General features: G+C 71.0%; 24 protein-coding genes. 7 read left to right on the forward strand and 17 right to left on the reverse strand.

Features of this window, described 5'->3' with window-relative positions; all coding sequences use genetic code 11:
• Positions 1 to 103 precede the first annotated feature (103 nt).
• The 13 genes from napH to pucL all read right to left on the reverse strand — a co-directional run bounded on the left by napH (position 104) and on the right by pucL (position 10,416).
• Positions 104 to 967, reverse strand: a complete 864-nt coding sequence (gene napH / locus PKE85_RS02410; RefSeq protein WP_271203194.1) for a quinol dehydrogenase ferredoxin subunit NapH — start codon at positions 965 to 967, stop codon at positions 104 to 106.
• A complete protein-coding gene (gene napG / locus PKE85_RS02415; RefSeq protein ID WP_271203195.1) occupies positions 964 to 1,626 on the reverse strand; it encodes a ferredoxin-type protein NapG in 663 nt (220 codons plus the stop codon). Before napG ends, napH begins: the two co-directional genes overlap by 4 nt.
• A 17-nt stretch (positions 1,627 to 1,643) precedes the next feature.
• Positions 1,644 to 1,976, reverse strand: a complete 333-nt coding sequence (locus tag PKE85_RS02420; RefSeq protein ID WP_271203196.1) for a cupredoxin domain-containing protein — start codon at positions 1,974 to 1,976, stop codon at positions 1,644 to 1,646.
• Positions 1,977 to 1,990: 14 nt separating this feature from the next.
• Entirely contained in the window at positions 1,991 to 3,046 is a 1,056-nt protein-coding gene (gene mauG / locus PKE85_RS02425) for a tryptophan tryptophylquinone biosynthesis enzyme MauG (RefSeq protein WP_271203197.1), read from the reverse strand.
• A gap of 42 nt (positions 3,047 to 3,088) precedes the next feature.
• The gene (locus PKE85_RS02430) at positions 3,089 to 3,973 is read right to left on the reverse strand and encodes a methylamine utilization protein MauJ (protein WP_271203198.1); all 885 of its coding nucleotides are present in this window, start codon (positions 3,971 to 3,973) and stop codon (positions 3,089 to 3,091) included.
• Between the two features lie 30 nt (positions 3,974 to 4,003).
• The gene (locus PKE85_RS02435) at positions 4,004 to 4,363 is read right to left on the reverse strand and encodes an amicyanin (protein WP_271203199.1); all 360 of its coding nucleotides are present in this window, start codon (positions 4,361 to 4,363) and stop codon (positions 4,004 to 4,006) included.
• 74 nt (positions 4,364 to 4,437) lie between these two features.
• Complete coding sequence (mauA, locus tag PKE85_RS02440) at positions 4,438 to 4,998, reverse strand: methylamine dehydrogenase (amicyanin) small subunit (RefSeq protein ID WP_271203200.1); 561 nt, start codon at positions 4,996 to 4,998, stop codon at positions 4,438 to 4,440.
• Positions 4,999 to 5,056: 58 nt separating this feature from the next.
• The gene (gene mauD / locus PKE85_RS02445; protein WP_271203201.1) at positions 5,057 to 5,674 is read right to left on the reverse strand and encodes a methylamine dehydrogenase accessory protein MauD; all 618 of its coding nucleotides are present in this window, start codon (positions 5,672 to 5,674) and stop codon (positions 5,057 to 5,059) included.
• Between the two features lie 5 nt (positions 5,675 to 5,679).
• The gene (locus tag PKE85_RS02450) at positions 5,680 to 6,246 is read right to left on the reverse strand and encodes a MauE/DoxX family redox-associated membrane protein (protein WP_309299067.1); all 567 of its coding nucleotides are present in this window, start codon (positions 6,244 to 6,246) and stop codon (positions 5,680 to 5,682) included.
• Positions 6,246 to 7,478: a methylamine dehydrogenase (amicyanin) large subunit gene (gene mauB, locus PKE85_RS02455; RefSeq protein ID WP_271203203.1), complete on the reverse strand. Its 1,233-nt coding sequence runs from the start codon at positions 7,476 to 7,478 to the stop codon at positions 6,246 to 6,248. Before mauB ends, PKE85_RS02450 begins: the two co-directional genes overlap by 1 nt.
• Positions 7,479 to 7,552: 74 nt before the next feature.
• On the reverse strand, positions 7,553 to 8,407 hold the full coding sequence (locus PKE85_RS02460; protein ID WP_271203204.1) for a methylamine utilization protein MauF: 855 nt from the start codon (positions 8,405 to 8,407) through the stop codon (positions 7,553 to 7,555).
• Between the two features lie 247 nt (positions 8,408 to 8,654).
• On the reverse strand, positions 8,655 to 9,566 hold the full coding sequence (uraD, locus tag PKE85_RS02465; protein WP_271203205.1) for a 2-oxo-4-hydroxy-4-carboxy-5-ureidoimidazoline decarboxylase: 912 nt from the start codon (positions 9,564 to 9,566) through the stop codon (positions 8,655 to 8,657).
• A gap of 7 nt (positions 9,567 to 9,573) precedes the next feature.
• Entirely contained in the window at positions 9,574 to 10,416 is an 843-nt protein-coding gene (pucL, locus tag PKE85_RS02470; RefSeq protein WP_271203206.1) for a factor-independent urate hydroxylase, read from the reverse strand.
• Between the two features lie 100 nt (positions 10,417 to 10,516).
• On the opposite strand from pucL, the gene PKE85_RS02475 reads away from it, so the two are divergent.
• From PKE85_RS02475 to guaD, 3 genes are read left to right on the forward strand one after another with little or no spacing between them, the layout of a single operon-like run.
• A complete protein-coding gene (locus PKE85_RS02475) occupies positions 10,517 to 11,341 on the forward strand; it encodes an FAD binding domain-containing protein (RefSeq protein ID WP_271203207.1) in 825 nt (274 codons plus the stop codon).
• A complete protein-coding gene (locus tag PKE85_RS02480) occupies positions 11,338 to 13,947 on the forward strand; it encodes a molybdopterin-dependent oxidoreductase (RefSeq protein ID WP_271203208.1) in 2,610 nt (869 codons plus the stop codon). Before PKE85_RS02475 ends, PKE85_RS02480 begins: the two co-directional genes overlap by 4 nt.
• On the forward strand, positions 13,944 to 15,260 hold the full coding sequence (guaD, locus tag PKE85_RS02485) for a guanine deaminase (RefSeq protein ID WP_271203209.1): 1,317 nt from the start codon (positions 13,944 to 13,946) through the stop codon (positions 15,258 to 15,260). Before PKE85_RS02480 ends, guaD begins: the two co-directional genes overlap by 4 nt.
• 9 nt (positions 15,261 to 15,269) lie before the next feature.
• On the opposite strand, the gene PKE85_RS02490 is transcribed toward guaD, so the two are convergent.
• Entirely contained in the window at positions 15,270 to 16,154 is an 885-nt protein-coding gene (locus PKE85_RS02490) for a phosphoribulokinase (RefSeq protein WP_271203210.1), read from the reverse strand.
• 21 nt (positions 16,155 to 16,175) lie between these two features.
• A complete protein-coding gene (locus PKE85_RS02495; RefSeq protein ID WP_271203211.1) occupies positions 16,176 to 17,198 on the reverse strand; it encodes a class 1 fructose-bisphosphatase in 1,023 nt (340 codons plus the stop codon).
• 178 nt (positions 17,199 to 17,376) lie between these two features.
• On the opposite strand from PKE85_RS02495, the gene PKE85_RS02500 reads away from it, so the two are divergent.
• On the forward strand, positions 17,377 to 18,306 hold the full coding sequence (locus PKE85_RS02500) for a LysR family transcriptional regulator (protein ID WP_271203212.1): 930 nt from the start codon (positions 17,377 to 17,379) through the stop codon (positions 18,304 to 18,306).
• Between the two features lie 123 nt (positions 18,307 to 18,429).
• Positions 18,430 to 19,431 (forward strand): Bug family tripartite tricarboxylate transporter substrate binding protein, encoded by a 1,002-nt coding sequence (locus tag PKE85_RS02505; protein WP_271203213.1) that lies wholly within the window; start codon positions 18,430 to 18,432, stop codon positions 19,429 to 19,431.
• Positions 19,432 to 19,452: 21 nt separating this feature from the next.
• On the opposite strand, the gene PKE85_RS02510 is transcribed toward PKE85_RS02505, so the two are convergent.
• Positions 19,453 to 19,962, reverse strand: coding sequence for a DinB family protein (locus tag PKE85_RS02510; RefSeq protein WP_271203214.1), 510 nt, complete (start codon positions 19,960 to 19,962; stop codon positions 19,453 to 19,455).
• Between the two features lie 82 nt (positions 19,963 to 20,044).
• On the opposite strand from PKE85_RS02510, the gene PKE85_RS02515 reads away from it, so the two are divergent.
• Complete coding sequence (locus PKE85_RS02515; protein WP_271203215.1) at positions 20,045 to 20,725, forward strand: glutathione S-transferase N-terminal domain-containing protein; 681 nt, start codon at positions 20,045 to 20,047, stop codon at positions 20,723 to 20,725.
• A gap of 209 nt (positions 20,726 to 20,934) precedes the next feature.
• On the opposite strand, the gene katA is transcribed toward PKE85_RS02515, so the two are convergent.
• Positions 20,935 to 22,431 (reverse strand): catalase KatA, encoded by a 1,497-nt coding sequence (katA, locus tag PKE85_RS02520; protein WP_271203216.1) that lies wholly within the window; start codon positions 22,429 to 22,431, stop codon positions 20,935 to 20,937.
• Between the two features lie 154 nt (positions 22,432 to 22,585).
• Between katA and PKE85_RS02525 the strand changes: the two genes are divergently transcribed.
• The gene (locus PKE85_RS02525) at positions 22,586 to 23,527 is read left to right on the forward strand and encodes a hydrogen peroxide-inducible genes activator (RefSeq protein WP_271203217.1); all 942 of its coding nucleotides are present in this window, start codon (positions 22,586 to 22,588) and stop codon (positions 23,525 to 23,527) included.
• The last annotated feature ends 65 nt before the right edge of the window (positions 23,528 to 23,592 follow it).

A 23,592-nucleotide genomic window follows, 5' to 3' on the forward strand; every position in this document is an offset into this window, starting at 1 on the left:
GCGTGCGGGTCGCGCCGGCTCTGCGCCGCCGCGAACGGGATCGTGCGGTCTTGAAGCGCAGCGGCGCGCCGGGTGTCAAATCCGGCGTCCGCATGAGCGGGTCTTAACGCGCCTCCCGGCGCAGCCGCGACGTCATCTCGAACACGTCCACCGGGCAGGCGTCGATGCAGCTTCCGCAGTTCACGCAGTCGCCGGACAGGATCAGCGTCGAGCCCTTGCCCTTGAGGGCGGGGGTGATGACGTGCGGCTCGGTGCAGACGTTGAAGCAGGCGCCGCAATTGGTGCAGTCGCCGCGCCGTTCGGCCGCGACGCGCGTGACGCTCGCCCTGCCGATGAGGCCGTAGAAGGCGCCGACCGGGCAGAGATGGCCGCACCAGCCCCGGCGGGTGATCAGCAGGTCGAGCAGGAACACCGCCGCGACGATGGTCCAGCCGGCGCCGAGGCCGAAGATCAGCCCGCGCTGGAGCACGCTGACCGGGTTCACGAACTCCCAGGCGATGGTCCCGGTGGCGAGCGAGGCGAGCAGCGCGCCGGCGAGCACCCAGTGCCGCGTGCGGCGGTCGAGCTTTCGGTCGCGGGTGATGCCGAGCTTCTCCCGCAGCCAGTGCGCCGCGTCGGTCACGATGTTGACCGGACAGATCCAGCCGCAATAGGCCCGGCCGCCCACCAGCGCGTAGAACAGCGCGATCAGCCCCGCGCCGAGCATGGCCACCCCGATGGGCGCGGTTCCCGCCACCACGGACTGCGCGAACATGAACGGATCGGCGAGCGGCACGACGCCCAGCAGCTCGCTCGAGGCGAAATTGCCGCGCACGATCCACAGGCCGGCCAGCGGGCCGGCCATGAACACGCCGAGCGCTGCGATCTGGGTCGCCCGGCGCAGCAGCCACCACTTGTGGCCCCGGAGCCAGCCCTTGGCCGCCACGCCCTCGGCCCGCGCGGACGCGGTGAAGGAAAAGCCCTTCATGCCGGCCGCCCGGCGGGGTTTCGGCCCCGGCCGCCGAGGCCGAGCTCACGCGGCAGGACGCGGATCGCCGCCCGGTCCACCACGCAGTGTTTCTCGCAGGTGCCGCAGCCGGTGCAGGTCTTGGAGTGGACCACGGGGATCAGCATCCGCCGGCCCCGATGCGTCTGCCATTCAAGGGTGATCGCCTCGTCGGAGATGGGGCAGACCCGGTGGCAGATGCTGCAGGTCATGCCTTTGTAGTTGAGGCAGGTCTCCTGCCCGACGAGCACCGCCACCCCCATGTCCGCCTTGCGGATGCTGGGCAGGTCGCGGTCCAGCGCGCCGGTGGGGCAGGCTTTGGCGCAGGGCGCGTCCTTGCACATGTAGCAGGGCGTCTCGCGCGCGATGAAGAACGGCGTGCCGAGCGCCGCCGGATCGCCGAGTTCGGCGAGCCGCAGCGTGTCGAACGGGCAGGCCCGCACGCACAGGCCGCAGCGCACGCAGGCCGCGAGGAACTCGCTCTCCGGCCGCGCGCCGGGCGGGCGCAGCGCCTTCGCCTCCGCGTCCCGGGCGGATTCCACGTAGGCCGTCAGCGCGAGGCCGGCGAGGCACGCCACGCCGGCCGCCTTGGCGGCGCCGGTGAGCATGTCGCGGCGCGACGGCGCCTTGCTGTCGGCCATGGAGGTCTCCTTCGCCCTCAGTTCGCCGCCACGTCGAACTCCATGCGGATGATGGGGTGGATCCAGCAGCGCACGATCACATGGCCGGCGTGCTTCAGCGTGGTGCGCTTGGTTGTGCGGGGCGGCTGGGTGTCCAGCGTCTCGACCGTGCCGTCCTCGTAGGTGAGGTAGAGATTGTGGGCGATGTCGGCGTGGTTCACGAAGGCCAGCGTGTCGCCGAGCTTCGGCTTCACGCCGGTGTCCAGCACCTCGGTGTGGTGGATCGGGATCTCAAACTCCTCGGCCGCGGCGGGCGCCGCGACGGCGATGAGGCAGGCCAGAAGCGCGCTGCGGAGCAGGATGGGGGCCATGAGGCGGGGTCTCGTCAGGGAAGCTGCGGCAGGGCGACCGGGGCCGCCTCCGCCTTCAGGGTTTCGAGGAAGGCGATGAGCTGGCGGCGTTCGGCCTCGCTGAGATCGAGCGGCTTCATCTCGAACGACAGGCTCGGCCGCTTTTCTCCGCCCTTGGCGTAGTGCTCGACGACGTCGGCGAGGCTGCCGATCTGGCCGTCATGCATGTAGGGGCCCTGCATGCGCAGGTCGCGCAGCGACGGCGTCTTGAAGGCGTTCTGCATGGCGACCACGCTCGGCGGCGCGAACTTGCCGCGTCCGCGGTCGTCGCTCGCCGTCAGGCCGATGTCGTGGAAGCTGTCGTCGGTGAAGCGCCAGCCCGAATGGCAGGCGGCGCAGCCGGCCTTGCCGTTGAACAGCGCGAAGCCGCTCTTGGCGTCGGGCGCGATGGCGGTCTCGTCGCCTGCGATCCAGCGGTCGAACGGCGCCTCGCCCGAGACCAGCGTGCGCTGGTAGGTGGCGAGCGCCGCGGTGACGTTGCGGGCGCTGATCGGATCGTCGCCGCCGAACGCCCCCGCGAACAGCGGCCCATAGCCCGCGACCGCCTTCAGGCGCTCAACCACGAGATCCATGGTCATGTTCATCTCGTCGGGCGCGGTGATCGGCATGCGCGCCTGCGCCTCCAGGCTGTCGGCGCGGCCGTCCCACTGGAAGGCGGCGCCCCAGGCGAGGTTGCGCACCGGCGGCGTGCGCCGATGCAGCGTCGCCATGCCGAAGCCCACCGCCCTGGGCAGGCCGTCGGTCCAGCCGAGACTCGGGTTGTGGCAGGTCCCGCAGGAGACGCTGCCCGAGCGCGACAGGCGCGGATCGAAGAACAGCGCCTTGCCGAGCGCCTCCTTCTCCGGGGAATGGGGATTGGCCTTCGGAAACGGCGTCGCGTCCGGGCGCCGGAACTTGGCCTTCAGCGCCGCGAGGTCGGCGGGCGCGGCCTGCCCGGCCGGCTCCGGCGCGGCGCCGACGCCCGTCGTGACCGCATAGGCTGCGGCGCAGACGAGGACGCTCCAGACGGCCAGAACGCGGTGTCCCAACATCAGATTCCCAACTCGCTTTCTGTGCGTCTCACGCGCGCGCCGTCAGGAGGCGAGCGCCAGGGCCTCGCCCTGCCGGCGGGCGATCTCGGCGAGCAGCACCTCGCGCGCGGCGAGATCGGCGAGGCTGGCGATCGGCGCGAGCCGGGCGCGGGCCTCCTCGTCGTCGACGTCGCTCGCGTCCGGCCGCTCCAGCGCGGAGGCGATCCGGTCGCCCATCTCCCGCGCCATGTCGACGAACTCGGCCAGCGGCCGGTCCCTCAGCCCGGCGCAGCAGGCGGCGGCGCCGGAATGCACCAGCATGTCGAAGGTGATCGCCCGGCCGTTCCGCGCCGCCATGGGCGGGAACGGCGCGCGGCCCTCGCGCCAGGGCCGCAGCACGGCGTTGGCGTTGAGCAGCCGCCAGGCGGAGTCCGAGGCGTTGCGGGCGCGCTGGTAGATGCGGATGAGCGGCTTCAGGTCGTCGGCCACGTGCTCCACGGCGTCGAGGTCGATGTCGAGCGCGCTTGGCCGGAACGGGGTGCAGCGCCACCGGGCGCCGTGGCGGGGGTCCGCCACGCGCCAGCCGGCGAGCGCCATGCCCCGGCCGAGCTCCAGCGCCCAGCGGGCGAGCCGCTCGTCCACGTCCCGCCGGCAGGCGGCGAGGGCGGCGAAGGGATCGCCGCCCTGCACCCGGTAGATGATCTCGTTCAGCTTGCCGGATTCGTCGCCGTAGAAGGCGATCTCCGCCTTCATGCCCTGCACGTCCCGGAAGTAGACCCGGTTCACCGCTTCGGCCCGGACGTCGATCTCCCAGGTCTGGGTGACGGGATTGCGCACGAAGAAGCCGACGACAATGTCGCGGGCCGTGCGGTCCGCCTTCGACGCCGCGACGGACGGGGCGGGCGTCTCGGGCTTGAGCGCCCCCATCAGATCGTAGGGAATCCACATGGCGAAGTCCTCCGGTCCGTCAGGCGCGCGTCACTCGACGACGACCTTGCCGGTCATGAACGGATGCGGGGTGCAGATGTAGTTGTAGGTTCCGGCCGTGTTGAACTTGACCGTGAAGGTCTGGTTCGCGCGCAGCATCGGGCCTTCGAGGTCCTTCTCCAGACCGGCGCCCGGCTTGAAGTGGACGTTGTGCGGCAGCGCCTCGGTGTTGGTCCAGGTCACGGTCTCGCCGGCCTTGACCTTCACTTCGGGGGTCTGGAACTTCATCTTGGCGATCTTGACCTCGGCGCCGCCCGAGGGCGCCTCCGAGACGACTTCGATCGGGTCGGCGGCGAGCGCGGCGCCGACTGGGGCGACGGCGAGGGCGGCCGCGAGGATGAGGGAACGCATGGGTGTCACTCCGGGATGAGAGGGGGCGTCGCCGGGTGGCCCGCGGCGCGTGAGGCCGCGGGCCGGAAAGGCGATCAGCTCGCCTTGCCGACAATCGGGGAGATCGTGCAGTGGTAGGTCATGGCGTCGTCTTCGGCGCCGAAGCACCAGATGATGTCGTTGCCGAACTCCGGCCGGTACACCGGCAGCTCGCCTTCGGTGTTCAGGCAGGCGCAGCGGCCCGACACGTTCTGGCCGCAGCAGTCGCGGTAGGAGATCAGGTAGGTCTGCTTGTCGGTGGGGTTGTAGCAGCTCGCGACCCAGGAGCTCGACGCGAGCTTGGTGCCGGGCGGGCAGCTGGTGAGCGAGCCGCCGGAGCAGTCGCAGATGTTGCCGTCGATGGAGCAGTGCCGCCAGTAGTCGCAGGCCTGGATGTCGTTGTCCTGCGGGACCCACTTGCCGCGCGGGTCGCCCGCGCTTTCGGCGGCGTTGGCGCGGCTGACGCGGCCGCGGCGGTCCACCGGGAGCAGCGGCACCAGGGCTGCGCCCGCCACCGCGGTTCCGACGCGGCCGATGAAGCCGCGGCGGCTGGTGCGGCCCGCGACCTTGCGGGTGAGCGTTTCGAACAGGTCGTCGAACTGGGATTTTCCGAGCATTGTTTCCCCCATCTTCCGTTGGGTTTTGTTGGATGTGAGCCGTGGAAGGCCGGCCGGGTCAGGCCGCGTGGGCGCCGTGGGCGTGCTTCCGGGCGGTCATGAACTGCTGGATCGAGGCGAAGCCGCTCTTGTCGGCCTCGAGCAGGCTCTCGAGATGCTCGCGGGTGTTGGTGAGGCCCTTGGCGCGGATCACGCCGTCCGCGTCGAGCAGAACGCCGTAGGGGATCTTGCCCACCTGGAAGGCCATGCCGACCTCGGCCGAGACCACGTAGCGGATGTCGCCGAGGTCGTGCTTCTCTAGGAAGCGCTGGTGCTCGTCCGGCTGGCCGTCGCTGATCATGACCACCGCCACCTTCTCGGCCTTTGCGATCGACTTGATGATCGGGAACAGCTTGTCGCAGACCGGGCAGGTGGGCGCGGTGAACATCAGCAGGGTGGGGCGCTTGGTGGCGCTCGCGCCGCCGATGCGGACGCCGGCGCCCTTGTGGTCGGGCAGGTCGAAGGTCGGCGCCGCGTCGCCGATGTCCGGGCCGTGATCGGTGATCATGGCGCCCATGGGCGAGGAGCGTTCGTGCAGCAGGCCGATCTGGCGGAGAAGCCCGAGCATGACGACGGCGACGCCGATGAAAGCCAGCCAGAGCAGGACGTTCGATGCGATAAGAAACTGCGTCGTCATCGCCTTCATCCTTTCGAGGTGAGGGAGGGGGCGCGGCGCGCGCCGGCGGAGAGGCCGCCGAGCAGCGAGGCGCTGAAGTAAAGGAGCATCGCGAGGCCGGCGGCGGCGACGCCGACGGCGAGTTCGACCGGCGCCGCCGGCCGGGCCAGCGGCAGCGCGGCGGCGAGGCCGCCCGCCGCGAGCGCGAGGACCGCGTTCCGCCCCACCAGCCGCCAGCTCAGCGGCTGCTTCAGGCCGTCGCGGAAGCAGCCGCAGTCGATCGCCGTGCGCCCGCGGACCACGTTCGCCCCGATGGCGAGGCCGAACACGATCAGCAGGCCGCTCGCGGTTCCGGCGGCGTAGGGAGCAACCGCCGGAACCGCGAGGCCTGCCGCCGTCGCGAGCTCCACGAAGGGCAGCGCGGCGGCGACGGGACGGGCGAGCCGCTCGGGCAGGATCCGGAAATTGCGGACCACCCCGAAGAACTCTTCCGTGCGGCGCAGCTTGGAGAGCGCCGCGCCGGCGAAGAGCAGGATCAGGAACGACCGGAGAAAGGTCGTGACGAGCGGCTCGGCGATCAGGGACATGGCGATCACATGTCCGCGGTGGTGATCACCTGCGGGCCGTGGCCGAGCTGGTTGACCGCGGCGGTCTCCTTGCCGGTCTCCGGATCGTAGATGAACAGCGTCTTTTCGCCGGTCGAGAGCGCGTAGAGCTGCGGCTTGGCGTCCTGGCTCACGCCGACGGAGTCGATGTCGCGGCCGAACTCGATCTTCTTGACCCGCTTGCCGGTCTTGGCGTCGATCACGAACACGAAGCGGCTCGGGGCCTTGTGCTTCCACTGGGCGCGCTGGTCGCCGAGCAGGAAGATGCGGTCGCTGCCGCGGTGATAGGCCACCTGCTGCCAGCCTCCGGGCGCCCAGCCGGCCTTCTTCTCCTCATCGGTGAAGGCCTCGATGGCGGGCAGGAACTTGGCCTCGCCCGAGGACAGGTCCGCCTGGAAGATCTTGCCGGTGTAGGTCGGCCACACCAGACGGCCGTTCTTGGGCGAATAGGCCGGATGGTTGATGAGGTACTCGTTCTCCTTGCGGAACACCTCGGTCTTGGCGGTCTCGTCCTTGCCGTCCGCGCCCATGGCGACCTTCAGCAGGCTGCCGTCGCGGCAGTGCATGAAGAAGGTCTGATCGGTGACCGGGAACACGTGGTAGCAGTCCGGCACGGAGATGGTGCGGCTGAACTTCTTGGACGCGAGGTCCACCACGCCCACCGCCGGCGACGGGGAGAACTGATAGAACAGCAGCGTCTTGTTGTTGGGGGTGAGCGCCGTCATCCACGGATAGGTGCCCACGAGGAAGCGCGGCGCGTTCGGCAGCTCGATGTCGGCGGTGGGCTTGTAGGTCTTCGGGTCGAAGATCTCGATGTAGTCGGTGCGCTTGCCCCGCGAGATGCGCTCGAAGGTGGTGCTGACCTGGCCGAAGAACGAGCCGTCGCTCGCCACCACCGGATTGGGCAGGAAGCCGCTGTCGGTCATGCCGACCACGCGCGCCGTGTCGCCGTCGATGACGTACTGCTGGGTCAGCGACGCGAAATGCGCGGGGTCGTTCACATAGACGCGGCGGGGATTGATCGCCGGCGCCTCCAGGACGACCGGGTCGTCCTCCTTGCCGGCGGCGAGATGGGCGGCGGCGGCCTTGGCGCCGGCCTGGCCGTGGGTTTCGGCGGCGGCCGCGGGGCCTGCGGCGAGCAGGGCGGCGAAGGCGGCGGAGCCGAGCAGGGCGGCGCTCATGCGGAGCATCGGCCGCGCAGGCGTATGGGCGTGCGTCATCATTTCCTCCTTGAGGCGAGGCGAACCGGGAACGGAAAAGGAAAGAGGCGGGGAGTTGCGCCCGCCGGGCCGGGTTACAGCGCGGCGAGGGTCAGGAGCGCGGCGCCGCCGGCGACCAGCAGGGCGCCGTCGACCATGGCGGCGCTTTCCTGGCGACGGGCGAGCCAGTTCTGGACCGCGATGTCGCTCACCGGCAGGTAGTTCACCGCCATGGGCAGGAAGCGGCCGGCGTTGAACACGGCGAACAGGGCGATCGCCAGCGTCGCCTCGCCGCTCAGAGCGGCCGCGGCGGTGACGAGGTAGAGGATCGGCGTCTGGACATAGGTGAGGTAGTTGAGGCCGAGCGACAGGCCGTAGAGCCCGCCGATGAACCACATGGGAAAGCGCTGGCGCGCGTCATGGGGCACCTGCGCCCGGCGCTGGGGGTAGGGCACGCGCAGGAAGCCGAGCTGGTGCGCGCCGTAGATCAGCCCGGCGACGCCGAGGCCGACCAGCGCCCAGACGGTCGCGCCAGAGAAGCCGATCAGCGAGCCCGCGAAGCCCAGAGCTCCGCCGAGGATGGCGGCGCCCAGCGCGTAGCCGAGGCCGTGCAGCGCGAAGGCGGGCGTGAAGCCGGCGAGCGACCGGGCGGAGTAGCGGCCATGGGGGCGCAGCAGGCACAGGCTGGAGTAGCCGCAGGGCGACCATGTGGACAGCAGACCGCCCGCGAACGCCATGCCGACCAGCACGGCCGAGGCCATGGCCGGGACGGACACGGACGGGGCGGCGACCAGCGGCGCCGCGACGCCGAGCGCGCCGGCGGCCGCGAGCACGGCGGCGCGCACCGTCCGGGACTGCTCCTTCGGAAAGATCACGCAGTCGGCGACGCTCTCGCCGGTCATGGGGGCGAGCGAAATCGTTTCGCCGTCGGTCGGCGCCATCGCAGCCATGGGTCGTTCCTCCAACAGATCGCGTTCTTGGACGCGGGCGTCGCCTTGTCGGCGCGCGTTGATGTTTCCATAGGAGAAACAAAAATTCTGGTCAATCGAATTTGAGCCCGATCAATGCGCACATGAACGCATTTTGATCAGAGTAAATGCACATCTGATGCGCTGAATGCTCATTCCTGCGCCTGTCACGGGTGCATCACATAACCGTGAGCCGGCGGATCGCCGTCCATTGCGCCCGCAGAGTTTTTCAACTTCCGCGATAGGTGGCGTAGGCGAAGGGGGAGACGGTGAGCGGGACGTGATAGGTGCCTTCGGGCTCCGACACGCCGAAACGCACCGGAATCACGTCCAGAAAGGCGGGGTCGCCCCCGCCGTCGCCCGAGGCGCGGAAATGCGCGCCCACATGGAACAGCAGCTCATAGGTGGCGATCGGGACCGGACGTCCCGCGATCAGCCCGCCCTCCACGCGCCCATCGGCGTTGGTGACGGCGTCCGCTATAAGCCGCGGCGCGCCGGCGCCGAGCTCCATCAGTTCGATCCGCACCCCCGCCGCAGGGCGCCCGGCCGCCGTGTCGAGCACATGGGTCGACAGCCGCCCATGGCGGGCGAGGGGCCCAGGACCCGTCATCCGCTCGGCGAGCCTCAGCGCCGCGATGCGGTTGACCTCGGCGATCCCTGTCGCAAGCTCCTCCGCCGGGGCGCCGTCCAGCCGGCGCTCGAACTGGCGCAGGATCGACGCCTTGCCGTGGCGGCGGATGCACAGCACGAAGGGAAAGCCGAACCGGGACTGATAGGCCGCGTTCAGGGCGGCGTAGCGGTCGAACTCCTGCGCCTCGAGGTCGTCGAGCCCCGCGCCGGCGTGCTCGGACGCCGAGGCCTCCGCGACCGGGACGGAGCCGCCCTTGCGCCGCCCGAGCGGGGGGTGGTTGATCAGCAGCCGCCGCCGGGTCTCCTCATGGGCGCCCAGCACCGCCGCCTCCAGCGCCGCGAACAGCGCGGCCACGGTGGCGAAGGGCCGCCGCGCGGCCGCCTCCCACGCCACCCAGGGCGCGTGCTCGTAGACGCCGTCGAGCGCCGCCACGACGCCTTCGGCGTCGAGCGCGTTGAGATCGTCCAGCGACACGGTCATGACGGCGGCCTCCGGTTCATCAAGCCTCATGCGCGGCTCAGGCCTCCCGGCCCACGACGCATTCGATCTGGCCGTGGGGCTCGTCGGTGGGCAGGAACGCCACGTCGCCATGGGCGAGCCCGAAGCGGGAGAGATCGAGCGGGATGTAATGTTTGTTGGGGCAGGCGAGGCGCAGCCGGTCGATCCCGGGGGCGGCGGCGAGGGCGGCCTCGCCCATGCGGTAAAGGCTGTCCTGCACGCTGACGCTGTAGGTGGTGGCGAAGACGCGCAGCAGCGCCTCGAGAATCGCGGCGTTCGTCGCCTCCGGCCGTTCGGGCGTCGCCGTCCAGCGCCAGCGGGCGTCGAGGCGGGTGGCGAGCAGCCGGTCGGTCGTCGGCGCCAGCGTGGTGTAGGCGTCGCGGAAGAAGTCCGCCCAGCCGGACTGGGTGGTCTTCAGGATCGCCACGCCCTCCACGCCGGACCACAGCGTCGCGCCCTCCCGCGTGGCCTTGAGGCTCGCCACGCCGTGGCCGTTCCCGTCCTGCGTGAAGGCGTGGCCGTGCTCGGCGCCGTCGAAGGCCATGCGGACCCATCGGGTTTCCCGCGCCTCGAAGGCCACCGTTTCGGCTTGCGGGTAGGCGGCGAGGAACCGGTCGGCCAGCGCGGTGAGGAAGGCTTCCGTCCCGGCCTCCGGCCGCTCCCGCGCCATCACGTGGATCAGGTTCTTCATGGTGTCGGTGGCGACGCTGGTCCGGTTGTCGGCGGCCACATAGGCGGCGGCGAAATCGCCCTCCAGCGCCACGTCGATCTCCAGCTCCCGCGGCTCGTGCCGGTCGCCGTCGCGGGTCAGGCGCAGCACGCGCACCCGCGCCTTGCCGTAGCGGTTGCTGATCAGGACCATGGGGCGCTCTCCGCGACGCCGCCCACGAAACGGGCGCGCCCGATCTTTGCACATCGGGCGCGAGCCGCCATAGTCGGCGGGTCTGACGCGGGAATGCCTCATGGACCTCAATGCCGTCGAGCAGGTGATCGCGCCCTCCGTCCGGGCGGAGCTGCCGCCGTGGCGCGCGGGCGACGCCTTTCTCGCCGGGGGGACATGGCTGTTCTCCGAGCCCCAGCCGGAGCTGCGGCGGCTGGTGGACCTCGCGGCCCTGCGCTGGCCCCCCTTCGCCGTGACGCCGGAGGGGCTCATCCTGTCCGCCACCTGCACGCTGGCGGAGCTTGACCGGATCGAGGCCCCGGCCGACTGGCGCGCCATGAGCGTCATCGCACCCTGCCGGGCGGCGCTTGTGGGCTCGTTCAAGGTGTGGGCGCAGGCGACGGTCGGCGGCAACCTCTGTCTCGCGCTTCCCGCCGCCCCCATGGCGGCGCTGGCGGCGGCGCTGGACGGCGACTGCCGCGTCTGGGCGCCGGACGGCGCGGAGCGGACCATTCCGGCCCGCGCCTTCATCCTCGGCCCCAGACGGACGGCGCTGTCCGAAGGCGAGGCGCTGCGGGAGATCCGGTTTCCCGTTCAGGCGCTGAAGCGCCGGGCCGCGCTGCGCCGGGCTTCGCTCAGCCCGCTCGGCCGGTCCGCCGCGCTGCTGATCGGAACGCTGGACGAGACCTCCGGCGCGTTCGCGCTCACCGTCGCCGCCGCCACGCCCCGGCCGCTGCGGCTGGATTTCGCGCGTGTCCCCGCAGCCCTCGACCTGCGCGAGGCGCTGGAGGGCGCGGCGGAAGCGGTCGGCTGGCACGGGGACGTGCATGGCGCGCCCGCGTGGCGGCGCCACATGACGCTGCTGCTGGCGGAGGAGATTCGCGCCGGCTTCGGGGCCGCCGCATGATGATGGTGGACGGCGAGGTCGTGGCGCGTTCGCCGCGGCCGGGCCAGTGCCTGCGCAGCTTCCTGCGGGACATCGGCCGCTTCGCGGTCAAGACCGGCTGCGACGCCGGCGACTGCGGCGCCTGCACCGTGCATCTGGACGGCGAGGCCGTGAACAGCTGCATCACGCCCGCCTTCCGCGCGGCGGGGCGCCGTGTGGTCACGGCGGAGGGGCTCGGCGATCATCCGATCCGGGCGGCGCTCGACGCGGCGCAGCCGTTCCAGTGCGGCTACTGCGCGCCCGGCATGGCGATGACCGCCGCGGCGCTCGATCAGGGCCAGATGCGCGATCTCGCCCAGGCGCTGAAGGGCAGCCTCTGCCGCTGCACCGGTTATGGCCCGATCCTCGACGCCCTCGGCGGCGCGGTTCCGCCCGACGCGGCGCCGGCGCCGCTCTCCGGCCGCCTCGTGCGCGGGACCGAGCCCTTCACCTTCGACGTGGCGATCGAAGGACTGCTGCACATGAAGGTGCTGCGCTCGCCCCACGCCCATGCGCGGGTGCTGCGCATCGACGCGGGGGCGGCGCGGGCCACGCCCGGCGTGGCGGCGGTGCTGACCCATCTCGACGCGCCCGTCGCCCGCTTCTCCACCGCCCGCCACCACCATGCCGGCGACGACGCGGCCGACATGCGTGTGCTGGACGACGTGATGCGCTTCGTGGGCCAGCGCGTGGCGGCGGTGGTGGCGGAGAGCGAGGCGGCGGCGGAGGCGGGCCTGCGCGCGCTCATCGTGCAGTATGAACCGTCGCCATCGGCGCTCACCGTGGAGGCGGCGCTCGCCGAGGGCGCGCCGCCGGTCCAGCCGACGCCGCCGGGCGGGCGGGCCAACGTGGCGGACGCCTTTTCCGGCGTCTGTGGCGACGTCGCCGCCGGGCTGGCGGAGGCCGATGTGGCGGTGACGCAGACCTGCCGCTCCCACCGGGCGCAGCACGCCCATCTGGAGACCCACGGCGCGCTCGGCTGGCTGGACGGCGACGGCCGCCTGACGCTGCGCTCCAGCACCCAGACGCCGTTCCTGACCCGGGACGCGCTGGCGGCGCTGTTCGATCTGCCTCGGGAAAAGGTGCGGGTGCTGTGCGGCCGGGTCGGCGGCGGCTTCGGCGGCAAGCAGGAGATGCTGGTGGAGGATCTGGTGGCGCTGGCGGTGCTGCGCACCGGCCGTCCGGTGAAGCTGCAGCTCACCCGCGCCGAGCAGTTCACCGCGAGCTTCACCCGCCACGCCATGACGGTCACGGCGACGCTCGGCGCCAGGGCGGACGGGACGCTGACCGCGATGGCGCTCAAGGTGGTGGCCGACACCGGCGCCTATGGCAACCACGCCATCGGCGTGCTGCGCCACGGCTGCAACGAATCCATGATCGTCTACCGCTGCCCCAACAAGGCGGTGGACGCGATCAGCGTGCACACGCACACGATGCCCGCCGGCGCCTTTCGAGGCTATGGCCTGAGCCAGACCATCTTCGCCATCGAAAGCGCCATGGACGAGCTGGCGCGGCGGCTCGGGATCGATCCGTTCGAGCTCAGGCGGCGCAACGTCATCCGGCCCGGCGACGCCATGGTCGCCCATGAGGCGCGGGAGCATGACGTGACCTTCGGCAGCTACGGCGCCGACCAGTGCCTCGATCTGGCGGAGCAGGCGCTGGCCCGCGGCCGGGACAGGCATGACGCCCCGCCCGGCTGGCGGGTGGGGGAGGGCATGGCGCTCGCCATGATCGACACCATCCCGCCGCGGGGCCATGTGTCGGACGCGGCGCTCCGCCTGCTGCCGGACGGGCGGGTGGAGCTGCGGGTGGGGTCGGCCGAATTCGGCTCCGGCTCCACCGTGGCGCTGGCGCAGATCGCGGCGGAGGTTCTGGGCCTGCCGGCGGAACGGATCGCGCTCCGCCACGGCGACACCGATCTGGTCGGCGAAGACACCGGCGTCTACGGCAGCACCGGCCTTGTGGTCACGGGGCTCGCGGTGGAGCGGGCCGCGCGGGCTCTGAAAACGGAGCTTGAGCGCCTCGCGGATGAAGCCGGCGTCTCGGCGCAGGACATCGCCGCGCTGGCGACGGAGGCGGAGCAGCGGGGCGCCCCGCTCGCCGCGCGCGGCCGGGCGGAGGGCAGCCCGCGCTCCATCGCCTTCAACGTGCAGGGCTTCCGGGTGGCGGTGCGGCCGGAGACCGGGGAGATCCGCATTCTGGCGAGCGTCCATGCGGCGGACGCCGGCCGGGTGCTCAACCCGCGCCAGTGCCGGGGGCAGGTGGAGGGCGGCGTGGCGCAGGCGATCGGCGCGGCGCTCTACGAGGATTTCCGCATCGGCCCCGACGGCGCGGTGGAGACCGCGAGCTTCCGCGACTATCACATCCCGGCGGTGGCCGATCTGCCCCGCACCGAAGTCCTGTTCGCCGACACCTATGACGCAACCGGCCCCATGGGCGCGAAATCCATGAGCGAGAGCCCGTTCAACCCCGTGGCGGCGGCGCTCGCCAACGCCGTGCGCGACGCCGTCGGGTTGCGGCTCGACGCCACCCCGTTCACGCCCGACCGGGTGCACGCCGCGCTGGTCGCCGCGGAGCAGGGCGAGTGAGCGGCCGCGTCGCCGCCCTGCGCGGCGCGACCGTGTCGCTGCGGGACGATCCGTTTCTTCGCCCCTCCGCCGCCTGTCTGGAGCATCACGACGACGCGCTGATCGTGATCGAGGACGGGACGATCACGGTTTTCGGGGATTACGCCGCGACGAAGGACCGGCTTCCCGCCGGCGTCGAGCCGCAGCGGTTCGAGAACGCATTGATCACGCCGGGCTTCATCGACGCCCATGTGCATTACCCGCAGACCCAGATGATCGGCGCTTTCGGCGCCGACCTGCTGGGCTGGCTGGAGCGCTACACCTTCCCGACCGAGCTGATGTTCGCCGACCGCGCCCATGCGGAGACGGTGGCGGCGCTGTTCCTGCGGGCGCTGTTCGCGGCCGGAACCACCACGGCGGCGGTCTACGGCACCGTCCACGCCCATTCCGTGGACGCGATCTTCGCCGAGGCCGAGCGCTTCGGCGCGCGCATGATCGCCGGCAAGGTGATGATGGACCGGCACGCGCCGGAGGCTCTGCTCGACACCGCCGAGCGGGGCTACGCGGAAAGCCGGGCGCTGATCGCCCGCTGGCACGGTCGCGGCCGGCTCGGCTACGCGGTCACGCCGCGCTTCGCGCCCTCCTGCACCGAGGCGCAGCTCGACGCCGCCGGCGCGCTGCTGGCCGAGAACCCCGGCGTCCATCTCCAGACCCATCTGGCGGAGAGCGAGGCCGAGGTCGCCTGGGTGCGGGAGCTGTTCCCGGCGCGGGCGGACTATCTGGACGTCTACGCCCGTCACGGCCTCGCCGGGCCGCGCTCGCTGTTCGGCCACGCCATCCATCTGGACGAGAGCGCCTTCGCCCGCTGCCACGCCTGCGACGCCGCGCTGGTCCATTGCCCGAGCTCGAACCTGTTCCTCGGCAGCGGCCTGTTCCGCCTGTTCGAGGCGGTGGACCCGCGGCGGCCGGTGCGGGTCGGCCTCGGCAGCGACGTGGGCGCGGGGACCAGCCTGTCGCCGTTCCGGTCCATGGGCGACGCCTGCAAGGTCTCGGCGCTTGGCGGCCGGCGGCTCGACGCCGCGCAGGCGTTTCATCTCGCCACGCTCGGCGGCGCGCGGGCGCTCGGCCTCGACGACCGCATCGGCCGCATCGCCGTGGGCTATGAGGCCGACCTGTGCGTGCTCGACCTCGCCGCCACGCCGCTGCTCGGCTTCCGGACGTCGTGGTGCGACAGCGTCGAGGAGCTGCTGTTCGCGCTCATGACGCTCGCCGACGACCGGATGGTGCGCGCCACCTACGTGGCGGGCGCGCGCGTGTTCGACCGCGACGGGTGAGGCGGCGCGTCACACCGCCGCCAGCGCCCGTTTCCGCTTGTCCATCAGCGCCATGATCATCGGCGTCAGGATGAGCTGCATGGCGAGGTCGAGCTTGCCGCCGGGGATGACGATGGAGTTCGCCCGGGACATGAAGCTGTTCGGCACCATGGACAGCAGGTAGGGGAAGTCGATGCCGCGCGGCTTGCGGAAGCGGATCACCACCATGGATTCGTCGGCGGTGGGGATCGCCCGGGCGATGAACGGGTTCGAGGTGTCCACCGTCGGGATGCGCTGGAAGTTGATGTCGGTCGCGCTGAACTGCGGGCAGATGTAGTTGATGTAGTCCGGCATGCGCCGCAGGATCGTCTGGGTGACGTCGTCCTTGGAATAGCCGCGCTGGCCGCTGTCCCGGTGGATCTTCTGGATCCATTCGAGGTTCAGCACCGGCACCACGCCGATCTTGAGATCCGCGAAGCGGGCGGTGTCGACGCCGTCCGCGATCACCGCGCCGTGCAGGCCCTCGTAAAGCAGAAGGTCGGTAGGCGCCGGCAGCTCCTCCCACGGCGTGAAGGAGCCCACCGGCGCGCCGAAGCGCTCCGCCTCGCCGGCGTCGTGGACGTAGTAGCGCGTGCGGCCCTCGCCGCGCTCGCCGTAGCGGGCCAGCACGGCCTCCAGCTCATCCAGCATGTTGGCTTCGAGGCCGAAGTGGCTGAAATGATGGTCGCCGCGCTTGGCGGCCTCCCGCACGCGCCGCTTCATCTCGGCGCGGTCGTAGCGGTGGAAGGCGTCGCCCTGGACGTAGGCCGGCGTGATGCGTTCGCGCCGGAAGATCTGTTCGAAGGTCGCGCGCACGGAGGTCGTGCCCGCGCCGGACGATCCCGTGACCGAGATGATGGGATGGCGAGCGGACATGAACGAGCGTATCCGCCGCCGTCAGGCCAGGAACAGGCCGCGCTTGGCGAACAGCGGCGAGCGGGTGGGGGGCTCGGCGTAGTACTGCGCGATGCGCTCCACCTCGTCCTTGGAGCCGCAGACCAGCGGCGAGCGCACGTGCAGCGACTTGGGCTCGATGTCGAGAATCGGGCGCACGCCGTCGGTGGCCGCGCCGCCCGCCTGCTCGCACACGAAGGCGATGGGGTTGCATTCGTAGGTCAGCCGCAGTCGGCCCGAGGCGTAGCCCTGGCGCGCGTCGCCCGGATAGAGATAGACGCCGCCGCGGACGAGGATGCGGAACACGTCCGCCACCAGCGAGCCGACCCAGCGCATGTTGAAGTTCTTCTCGCGCGGGCCTTCGGCGCCGGCGAGGCAGTCGCCCACATAGGCCTGCATGGCGTCGTCCCAGTGGCGCTGGTTCGAGGCGTTGACGGCGTATTCCTTGGTCTGCGCGGGAATCTGCACGTCCGCATGGGTGCGGACGAAGGCGCCCGACGCCCGGTCCAGCATGAAGACGTGGGTTCCGGCCCCGACGGTGAGCACCAGCGCGGTGGCCGGGCCGTAGACGATGAAGCCCGCCGCGAGCTGGTTGCGGCCAGGCTGGACGAAGGAGGTCGCGCCGTCGTTCGGCAGCACGCCGAACAGCGTGCCGATGGAGACGTTGGTCTCGATGTTGGACGAGCCGTCCAGCGGGTCCATGGCGACCACGAGCGGGCGGGCGTCGTCGAACACCACCTCTTCCTTGGCCTCCTCGGAGCCCACGCGGGCCACGGGCGAATCCTTCAGCAGATCGACCACGATGTCGTGGGTGCGCACGTCCAGCGCCTTCTGGGCGTCGCCGCCGGCGTTGGTGGCGTCGGTCTGGGCGCCCATCGCCTCCTCCAGCGCGCCGCGCCCGACGATGTCGGCGATGACGACGCCGGCCTCGACCATCAGCGTGATGACGCGGGCGACGTCGCCGCGCAGGGCGTCTTCGCCGGCCCAGGAGGCGAGATAGGCGTCGAGGGTCGTGTTGTCGGGCACCGGCGTCTTCCCCTGATCTGGCGGCGACGGTCTTGAAGCCGTCAGCCTTCGGGCGTCCGCGCCCGTCGCTTCTCGTGCGGCGCCGCCCGTGGCGGCGTCAAGCGGCCGCCATCCTGTCTCCGCGCATGTCATATGTCATTGCTCAGCTTTCCCGAATAACCTAAATGTCGATTTCAGCATGTCTGAAAGCCTGATCCGCTCCCTGACCCTGAAGCAGCTTCGCGCCCTGGCGGAGGTGGCCGACACCGGCTCGGTCAGCGCGGCCGCGCGCCGGCTGTCGGTGACGCCGCCGGCCGTCACCATGCAGGTGCAGCTTCTGGAGGCGGCGCTCGGTCTGCCGCTGCTCGACCGCACCGGCGAGAAGTTCCGCCCCACCGACGCCGGCCGCGAGGTGGCGGTGGCCGCCGCCCGCATCGAGGCGGCGCTCCGGGACTGCGTGGCGGCGCTGGAAGCCATGAAGGGCCTCGACGGCGGCCGGGTGGCGGTCGCCATCATCTCCACCGCGAAGTATTTCGCGCCCATGGCGCTCGGCGTGTTCGCGCGCGCCCATCCCAACGTCGACGTGAGCCTCACCATCGGCAACCGCGCCGAGGTGATCGCCCTGCTGCGCTCCGACGCGGTGGACGTGGCCATCATGGGCCGCCCGCCGGAGGATCTGGAGACCGAGCAGGTGGTGATCGGCGATCACCCCCATGTGGTGATCGCGCCGCCGGACCATCCGCTGGCGGGCCGGGGGCCGCTGCCGCCCCAGGCGCTGACGGGCCACACCTTCCTGATGCGCGAGCAGGGCTCCGGCACCCGCGGGCTGATGGAGCGCCTGTTCGGCGAGGAGGGCGTGCGCCCCAAGGCCGGCATGGAGATCGGCTCCAACGAGACCATCAAGCAGGCGGTGATCGCGGGGCTCGGGCTCGCCTTCATCTCGGCGCACACGGTCGCGGCCGAGGTGGCGCAGGGGCGGCTGGCGCAGCTCGACGTGGTCGGCCTGCCGATCATGCGGCAGTGGTACGTGGTGCGCCGCGCGGGCAAGCGCCTGACGCCGCCGGCCGCCGCCATGAACGCCTTCCTGTCCGAGCGCGGCGCGGAGTTCCTGCCGCGATCCATGTTCTGATTCCGGCAGGCGGGACACGCATCCCGTATCGACCCCGCGTCCGTGGCGTGCCACAGTTTCGCCAGAGAGGCGCGCCGGGCGGATGAGCAGGCCCCAAGCGTCCGAGACAGGAAGGAACCGTCGATGTCGAACGATCTCCCCATCACCCGCCGTGGGTTCGGCGCGCTCGCCGGCGCAGGCGCCGCGGCCGCCGCTCTCGGCGCCTTTCCGAAGCCGGCGCTCGCTCAAGGGTATCCCGCCCGCGTCGTCACGCTGATCGTGCCCTTCGCGCCCGGCGGCTCCACCGACCTGGTGGCCCGCCTCGTGGCCGCCAAGATGGGCGAGGTCCTCGGCCAGCAGGTGATCGTGGACAACCGCGGCGGCGCCGGCGGCAACCTGGGCGCGGGCGTGGTCGCCAAGGCCGACCCCGACGGCTACACCATCCTCATGGGCACGGTGGCGACCCACGCCCTCAACCCGGCGCTCTACAAGAAGATCAGCTACGACGCGGTAAAGGACTTCGCGCCGATCTCGCTGCTGGTGAACGTGCCGAACGTGCTGACGGTGAACCCCAAGTTCCCGGCCAAGACGGTGCAGGAGCTGATCGACCTCGCCAAGGCCGAGCCCGGCAAATACGCCTACGCCTCGTCGGGCAACGGCTCGCCGCTGCATCTCTCCGGCGAGCTGTTCAAGAAGCTCGCGGGCGTCGACATCGTCCATATCCCCTACAAGGGGTCGGGTCCGGCGCTGGTGGACGTGATCGCCGGCCAGGTGCCGATGCAGTTCGACAACATGCCGTCCTCCACCGAGCACATCAAGACGGGCCGCCTGCGGGCGCTTGGCGTCACCACCGCCAAGCGCACCGCCACCTTCCCGGACCTGCCCGCCATCGGCGAGACGCTGCCGGGCTACGACACCTACTCCTGGAACGCGCTGTTCGCTCCCGCCGGCACGCCGCCGGAGGCGATCGAGAAGCTGAACGCCGCCGCCGTCAAGGCGCTGCAGGACGAGGGCGTGAAGGCGAAGCTGACCGATTTCAGCGCCGAGATCGTGGGCTCCGACCCGCAGGTGCTGGCCGATCTGGTGAAGGCCGAGCTCGCCAAATGGGCCCCGATCGTCGCCGATTCCGGCGCGCAGATCGACTGAGGCCCAGCGGGGCGCGGCGCGTCAGGCCGCGCCCGTCTCCCTCAGATACAGCAGCAGATCGAGCGGCGGTCCGGCCTCCGGGCCGCCGAACTGCGTCAGAAGCGCATGCGCCTGGCCGCGGTGATGGGTCTGGTGGTTGAACAGATGCGCCAGCGCCGATCCGAGCCTTTGGCGGATGGGCTCAGGCGAGGCCTGTCGGCGGAAGCTGAGTTCGCGGTCGAGATCGGCCGGCGTCAGCGCGGCCACAAAGGCGGAGAGCGCCGCGTCCAGCGCCGCGCGCGCCTCTTCAAGCGGCGCGAACTCGGGGTAGGGAACGTCGTCGAGCTGGTGGGGCGGGGTGAAGCCGCCCCGGAGCCGGTCCAGCCAGATCGCGTCCGTCACCACCAGATGGTTGAGCGTGCCGCGCAGCGAGCGGAAGAACGCGCCGCCGTCGCGGGCGAAGTCTTGGGGCGGAAGCGCCGCCACCGCGCCGTAGAGCCGCCGGTTGGCCCAGGCGTTGTAGGCGGCGAAGGTTCGCCAGTGGTCGATCATGCTTTCCTCCTCGCGTCGTCACGTCTGGCATGCCAGTTTCGGCGCGTCGCGATCTCAGAAAAACAACCGAGAGGAAACGCCCGTGACCGCCCATCTCTACGATCTTGCGCTGGCCGACGGCCGACGCATCAGCCCTTACTGCTGGGCCGTCAAGCTGGCGCTGGCGCATAAGGGCGTCGCCTTCGCCACCACGGCGGCCCGTTTCACCGACATTCCGACCATCGCGGGGGGCGGCTTCAAGACCGTGCCGGTGCTGGAGATCGAGGGCGAGACGATCGGCGACTCGCTCGCCATCGCCCGCCGTCTCGAACAGCTTCGGCCCGAGAACCCGCTGTTCGCGGGCGAGGGCGGGCTTGCGCTGACGCAAGGGCTCGGCGCGGCGCTGACCGCCTATCTGCTGGGCAAGATGTCGCGCGCCATGGTCGTCGCCATCCACGACGCGCTGGACGACGAGAACAAGGCCTACTTCCGCGCCTCGCGGGAGCGCATGTTCCGCGAGCCGCTGGAGCAGGTGGCCGCCGACCCGGAGGCGAAGATCGCCGCCGCGCGCGAGGCCATGACCCCGCTGAAGATCGCGCTGCGGGGCCAGCCGTTCCTTGGCGGCGAGGCGCCGCTGTTCGTCGACTTCCAGATCGCCGGCCTGTTCCAGTGGGCGCGGGTGATCGGCGCCGTGGATTATCTCGATGGCGAAGAGAAACTCGCCGCGTGGTTCGAGCGGCTGGAGGAGCGCTACGGCGAGACGCTGTCCGCGACGAAGGGCTGACGGCTCCAACACGCGCCCACAGACGACGTCATGCCCGAGCTTGTCTCGGGCATCCACGACTTCGGGCGTCGTACGCGCTTGCATGTTCCAGTCGTGGATATCCGCCTGCGGCGGGCATGACGGAGATGTCGAAGCGACGGAGCGCCCGAAACAAAAACGGCGGGCCTGAGCGGCCCGCCGTCGAATCGTCCGCGTGAAGGCGCGGCGGATTACTCCGCCGCCTCCTGCGGGGTGTTCGGCGTCACCGAGATCGCCGGCTCGCGGCCGGTGAGCGTGGCGCGGGCCTTGCGGACGCCGGCCTCGTAGTCCGGGTGCACCCGCTTGAAATGGGCGAGCTGGCGCTCGGCGATCTCCTCCGGGATGCCGGACATGGCGGCGGCGAGGTTGGCGAACAGCCGGTTCTTCTGGCCGTCGTCGAACAGGTTGAACAGCGCCGTCACCTGCCCGTAGTCGTCGTTGCCGTCGCGGTGGTTGTAGCGCGTGGCGTCGCCCGAGAGGCGCAGCGGCGGCTCCTGCGCGGACTTGTCCTCCTTGGGGCCATTGAACGAGTTCGGCTCGTAATACGCGTCCGGATTGCCGGTTTTAACGCCGCCGAACACGTTCATCTGCCCGTCCCGGTGGTAGTGATGCACCGGGCACTTGGGCTGGTTCACCGGAATGGTCTCGTAATGGGTGCCGAGCCGGTGCCGGTGGGCGTCGGCGTAGGAGAAGATGCGCGCCTGCAGCATCTTGTCGGGCGAGAAGCCGATGCCCGGCACGATGTTGGAGGGCGAGAACGCGGCGTTCTCGATCTCGGCGAAGTAGTTCTCCGGGTTCCGGTTCAGCTCCAGCACGCCGATGTCGATCGGCGGATACTCGCCATGCGGCCACACCTTGGTGAGGTCGAACGGATTGTACGAGGTCTTCTCCGCATCGAGTTCGGGCATGATCTGCACCTGAACCTTCCAGCGGGGGAATTCGCCGCGGTCGATCTTGCCGTAGAGCGCTTCCTGATAGCTCTCGCGGGTCTTGCCGATGACCTGGTCGGCCTCCTCGTTGGTGAAGTGCCGGTGGCCCTGCTCGGTCTTGAAGTGGAACTTCACCCAGTAGCGCTCGCCGGCGTCGTTCCAGAACGAATAGGTGTGGGAGCCGTAGCCGTTCATGTGGGTCGGGTCGACCGGGATGCCGCGGTCCGACATCAAGATGGTGACCTGATGCAGGCTCTCCGGCGACAGCGACCAGAAGTCCCACATGGCGGTGGGGGAGCGCATGTTGGTCTTGGGGTGGCGCTTCTGGGTGTGGATGAAGTCCGGGAACTTCAGCGGGTCACGGACGAAGAACACCGGGGTGTTGTTGCCCACGAGGTCCCAGTTGCCCTCGGGCGTGTAGAACTTCAGCGCGAAGCCGCGCACGTCGCGCTCGGCGTCGGCCGCGCCCAGCTCGCCGGCGACGGTGGAGAAGCGCGCCAGCATCGGCGTCTCCGCGCCCGGCTGCAGCGCCTTGGCCTTGGTGTATCTGGAGATGTCGCCGGTGATCTTCAGCACGCCATGCGCGCCCCAGCCCTTGGCGTGGACCACGCGCTCGGGGATGCGCTCGCGGTTCTGGTGCGCGAGCTTCTCGATCAGCTGGTAGTCCTGCAGCAGAACCGGACCGCGGGGACCGGCGGTCTCCGAGTTCTGGTTGTCGGGGATCGGCGCGCCGGCCGAGGTCGTCATCCGATCGGTCATGGAAGCCTCCTTGATCTCACGCCCTCTTGAGCGGACGGCGCGGGGCGGCGCCGTCCCGGCGGTGGGGCGATGTCGATGGGGGCAAGGATGGGGCGGCGCCGCCATCAGGGCAAATCAGTTTGCATCGGTTCTAAGATAAGATTATCTGATCGTCATGCTCACGCTCCGCCAGCTTCGCTATTTCGAGCAGCTCGCCCGGCTCCGGCATTTCGGCCGGGCGGCGGAAGCCTGCGCCGTCACCCAGCCGGCGCTCTCCATGCAGATCCGCGAGCTGGAGACGGCGCTTGGCGCGCCTCTGGTGGAACGGGCGCGGGAGGGGGTGAAGCTCACCGAGCTCGGGCAGGATGTGGCCGAGCGCGCGGGGGCCATCCTCGCCGCGGTGCGCGATCTGGAGGCGCGGGCGCGGCTCGGCGGGGCCTCCCTGAGCGGGCCGGTGCGGCTCGGCGTCATCCCGTCGATCGCGCCCTATCTGCTGCCGCGCCTGCTGCCCGCCATCCGCGAGCGGCATGCGGCGGTGCAGCTCTCCCTGCGGGAGACCCAGACCGCGGCGCTGCTGCGGGAGCTGGTCGCCGGCGACCTCGACGCGGTGGTGATGAGCCTGCCGGTGGACCATCCCGAGATCGAGGCCGAGATCCTGTTCGACGACGCCTTTTTGCTGGCGGTGCCGTCCGACGGCCCGCTCGCGGGGCGGGCGAGCGCCAGCGCCGACGTGCTGGACGATTCCGAACTGCTGCTGCTGGAGGACGGCCACTGCTTCCGCGACCAGGCGCTCACCGTCTGCCGCACCATCGACCCGCGACGGCTGAAAAGCTTCGGCGCCACCAGCCTGACCACGCTGATGCAGCTGGTGGCGAACGGGCAGGGCATCACGCTGCTGCCCCAGCTGTTCGTGGAGTCCGAGGCGCAGGGCGATCCGCGCGTGACCCTGCTCAGGTTCGAGCGGCCAGAGCCGGCCCGCACGCTCGCGCTGGCCTATCGCCGCACCTCGCCGGCGAAGGACGGGTTCCGGGCGCTGGCGGAAACCATCCGTCTCATGCGCGGAGGCGGCCAAAACCCCGCCGCGCGCCCTTCCGCCCCGGCGGCCGCCACGTTATAAGCCGCGCGTTTTCAGCCGTTCCGCGGGCTCATGCGGGCGTTTCGCGCCCGGACGGGGCCGCTCCC

This window comes from Methylopila jiangsuensis (assembly GCF_027922305.1).
Classification (GTDB): domain Bacteria; phylum Pseudomonadota; class Alphaproteobacteria; order Rhizobiales; family Methylopilaceae; genus Methylopila; species Methylopila jiangsuensis.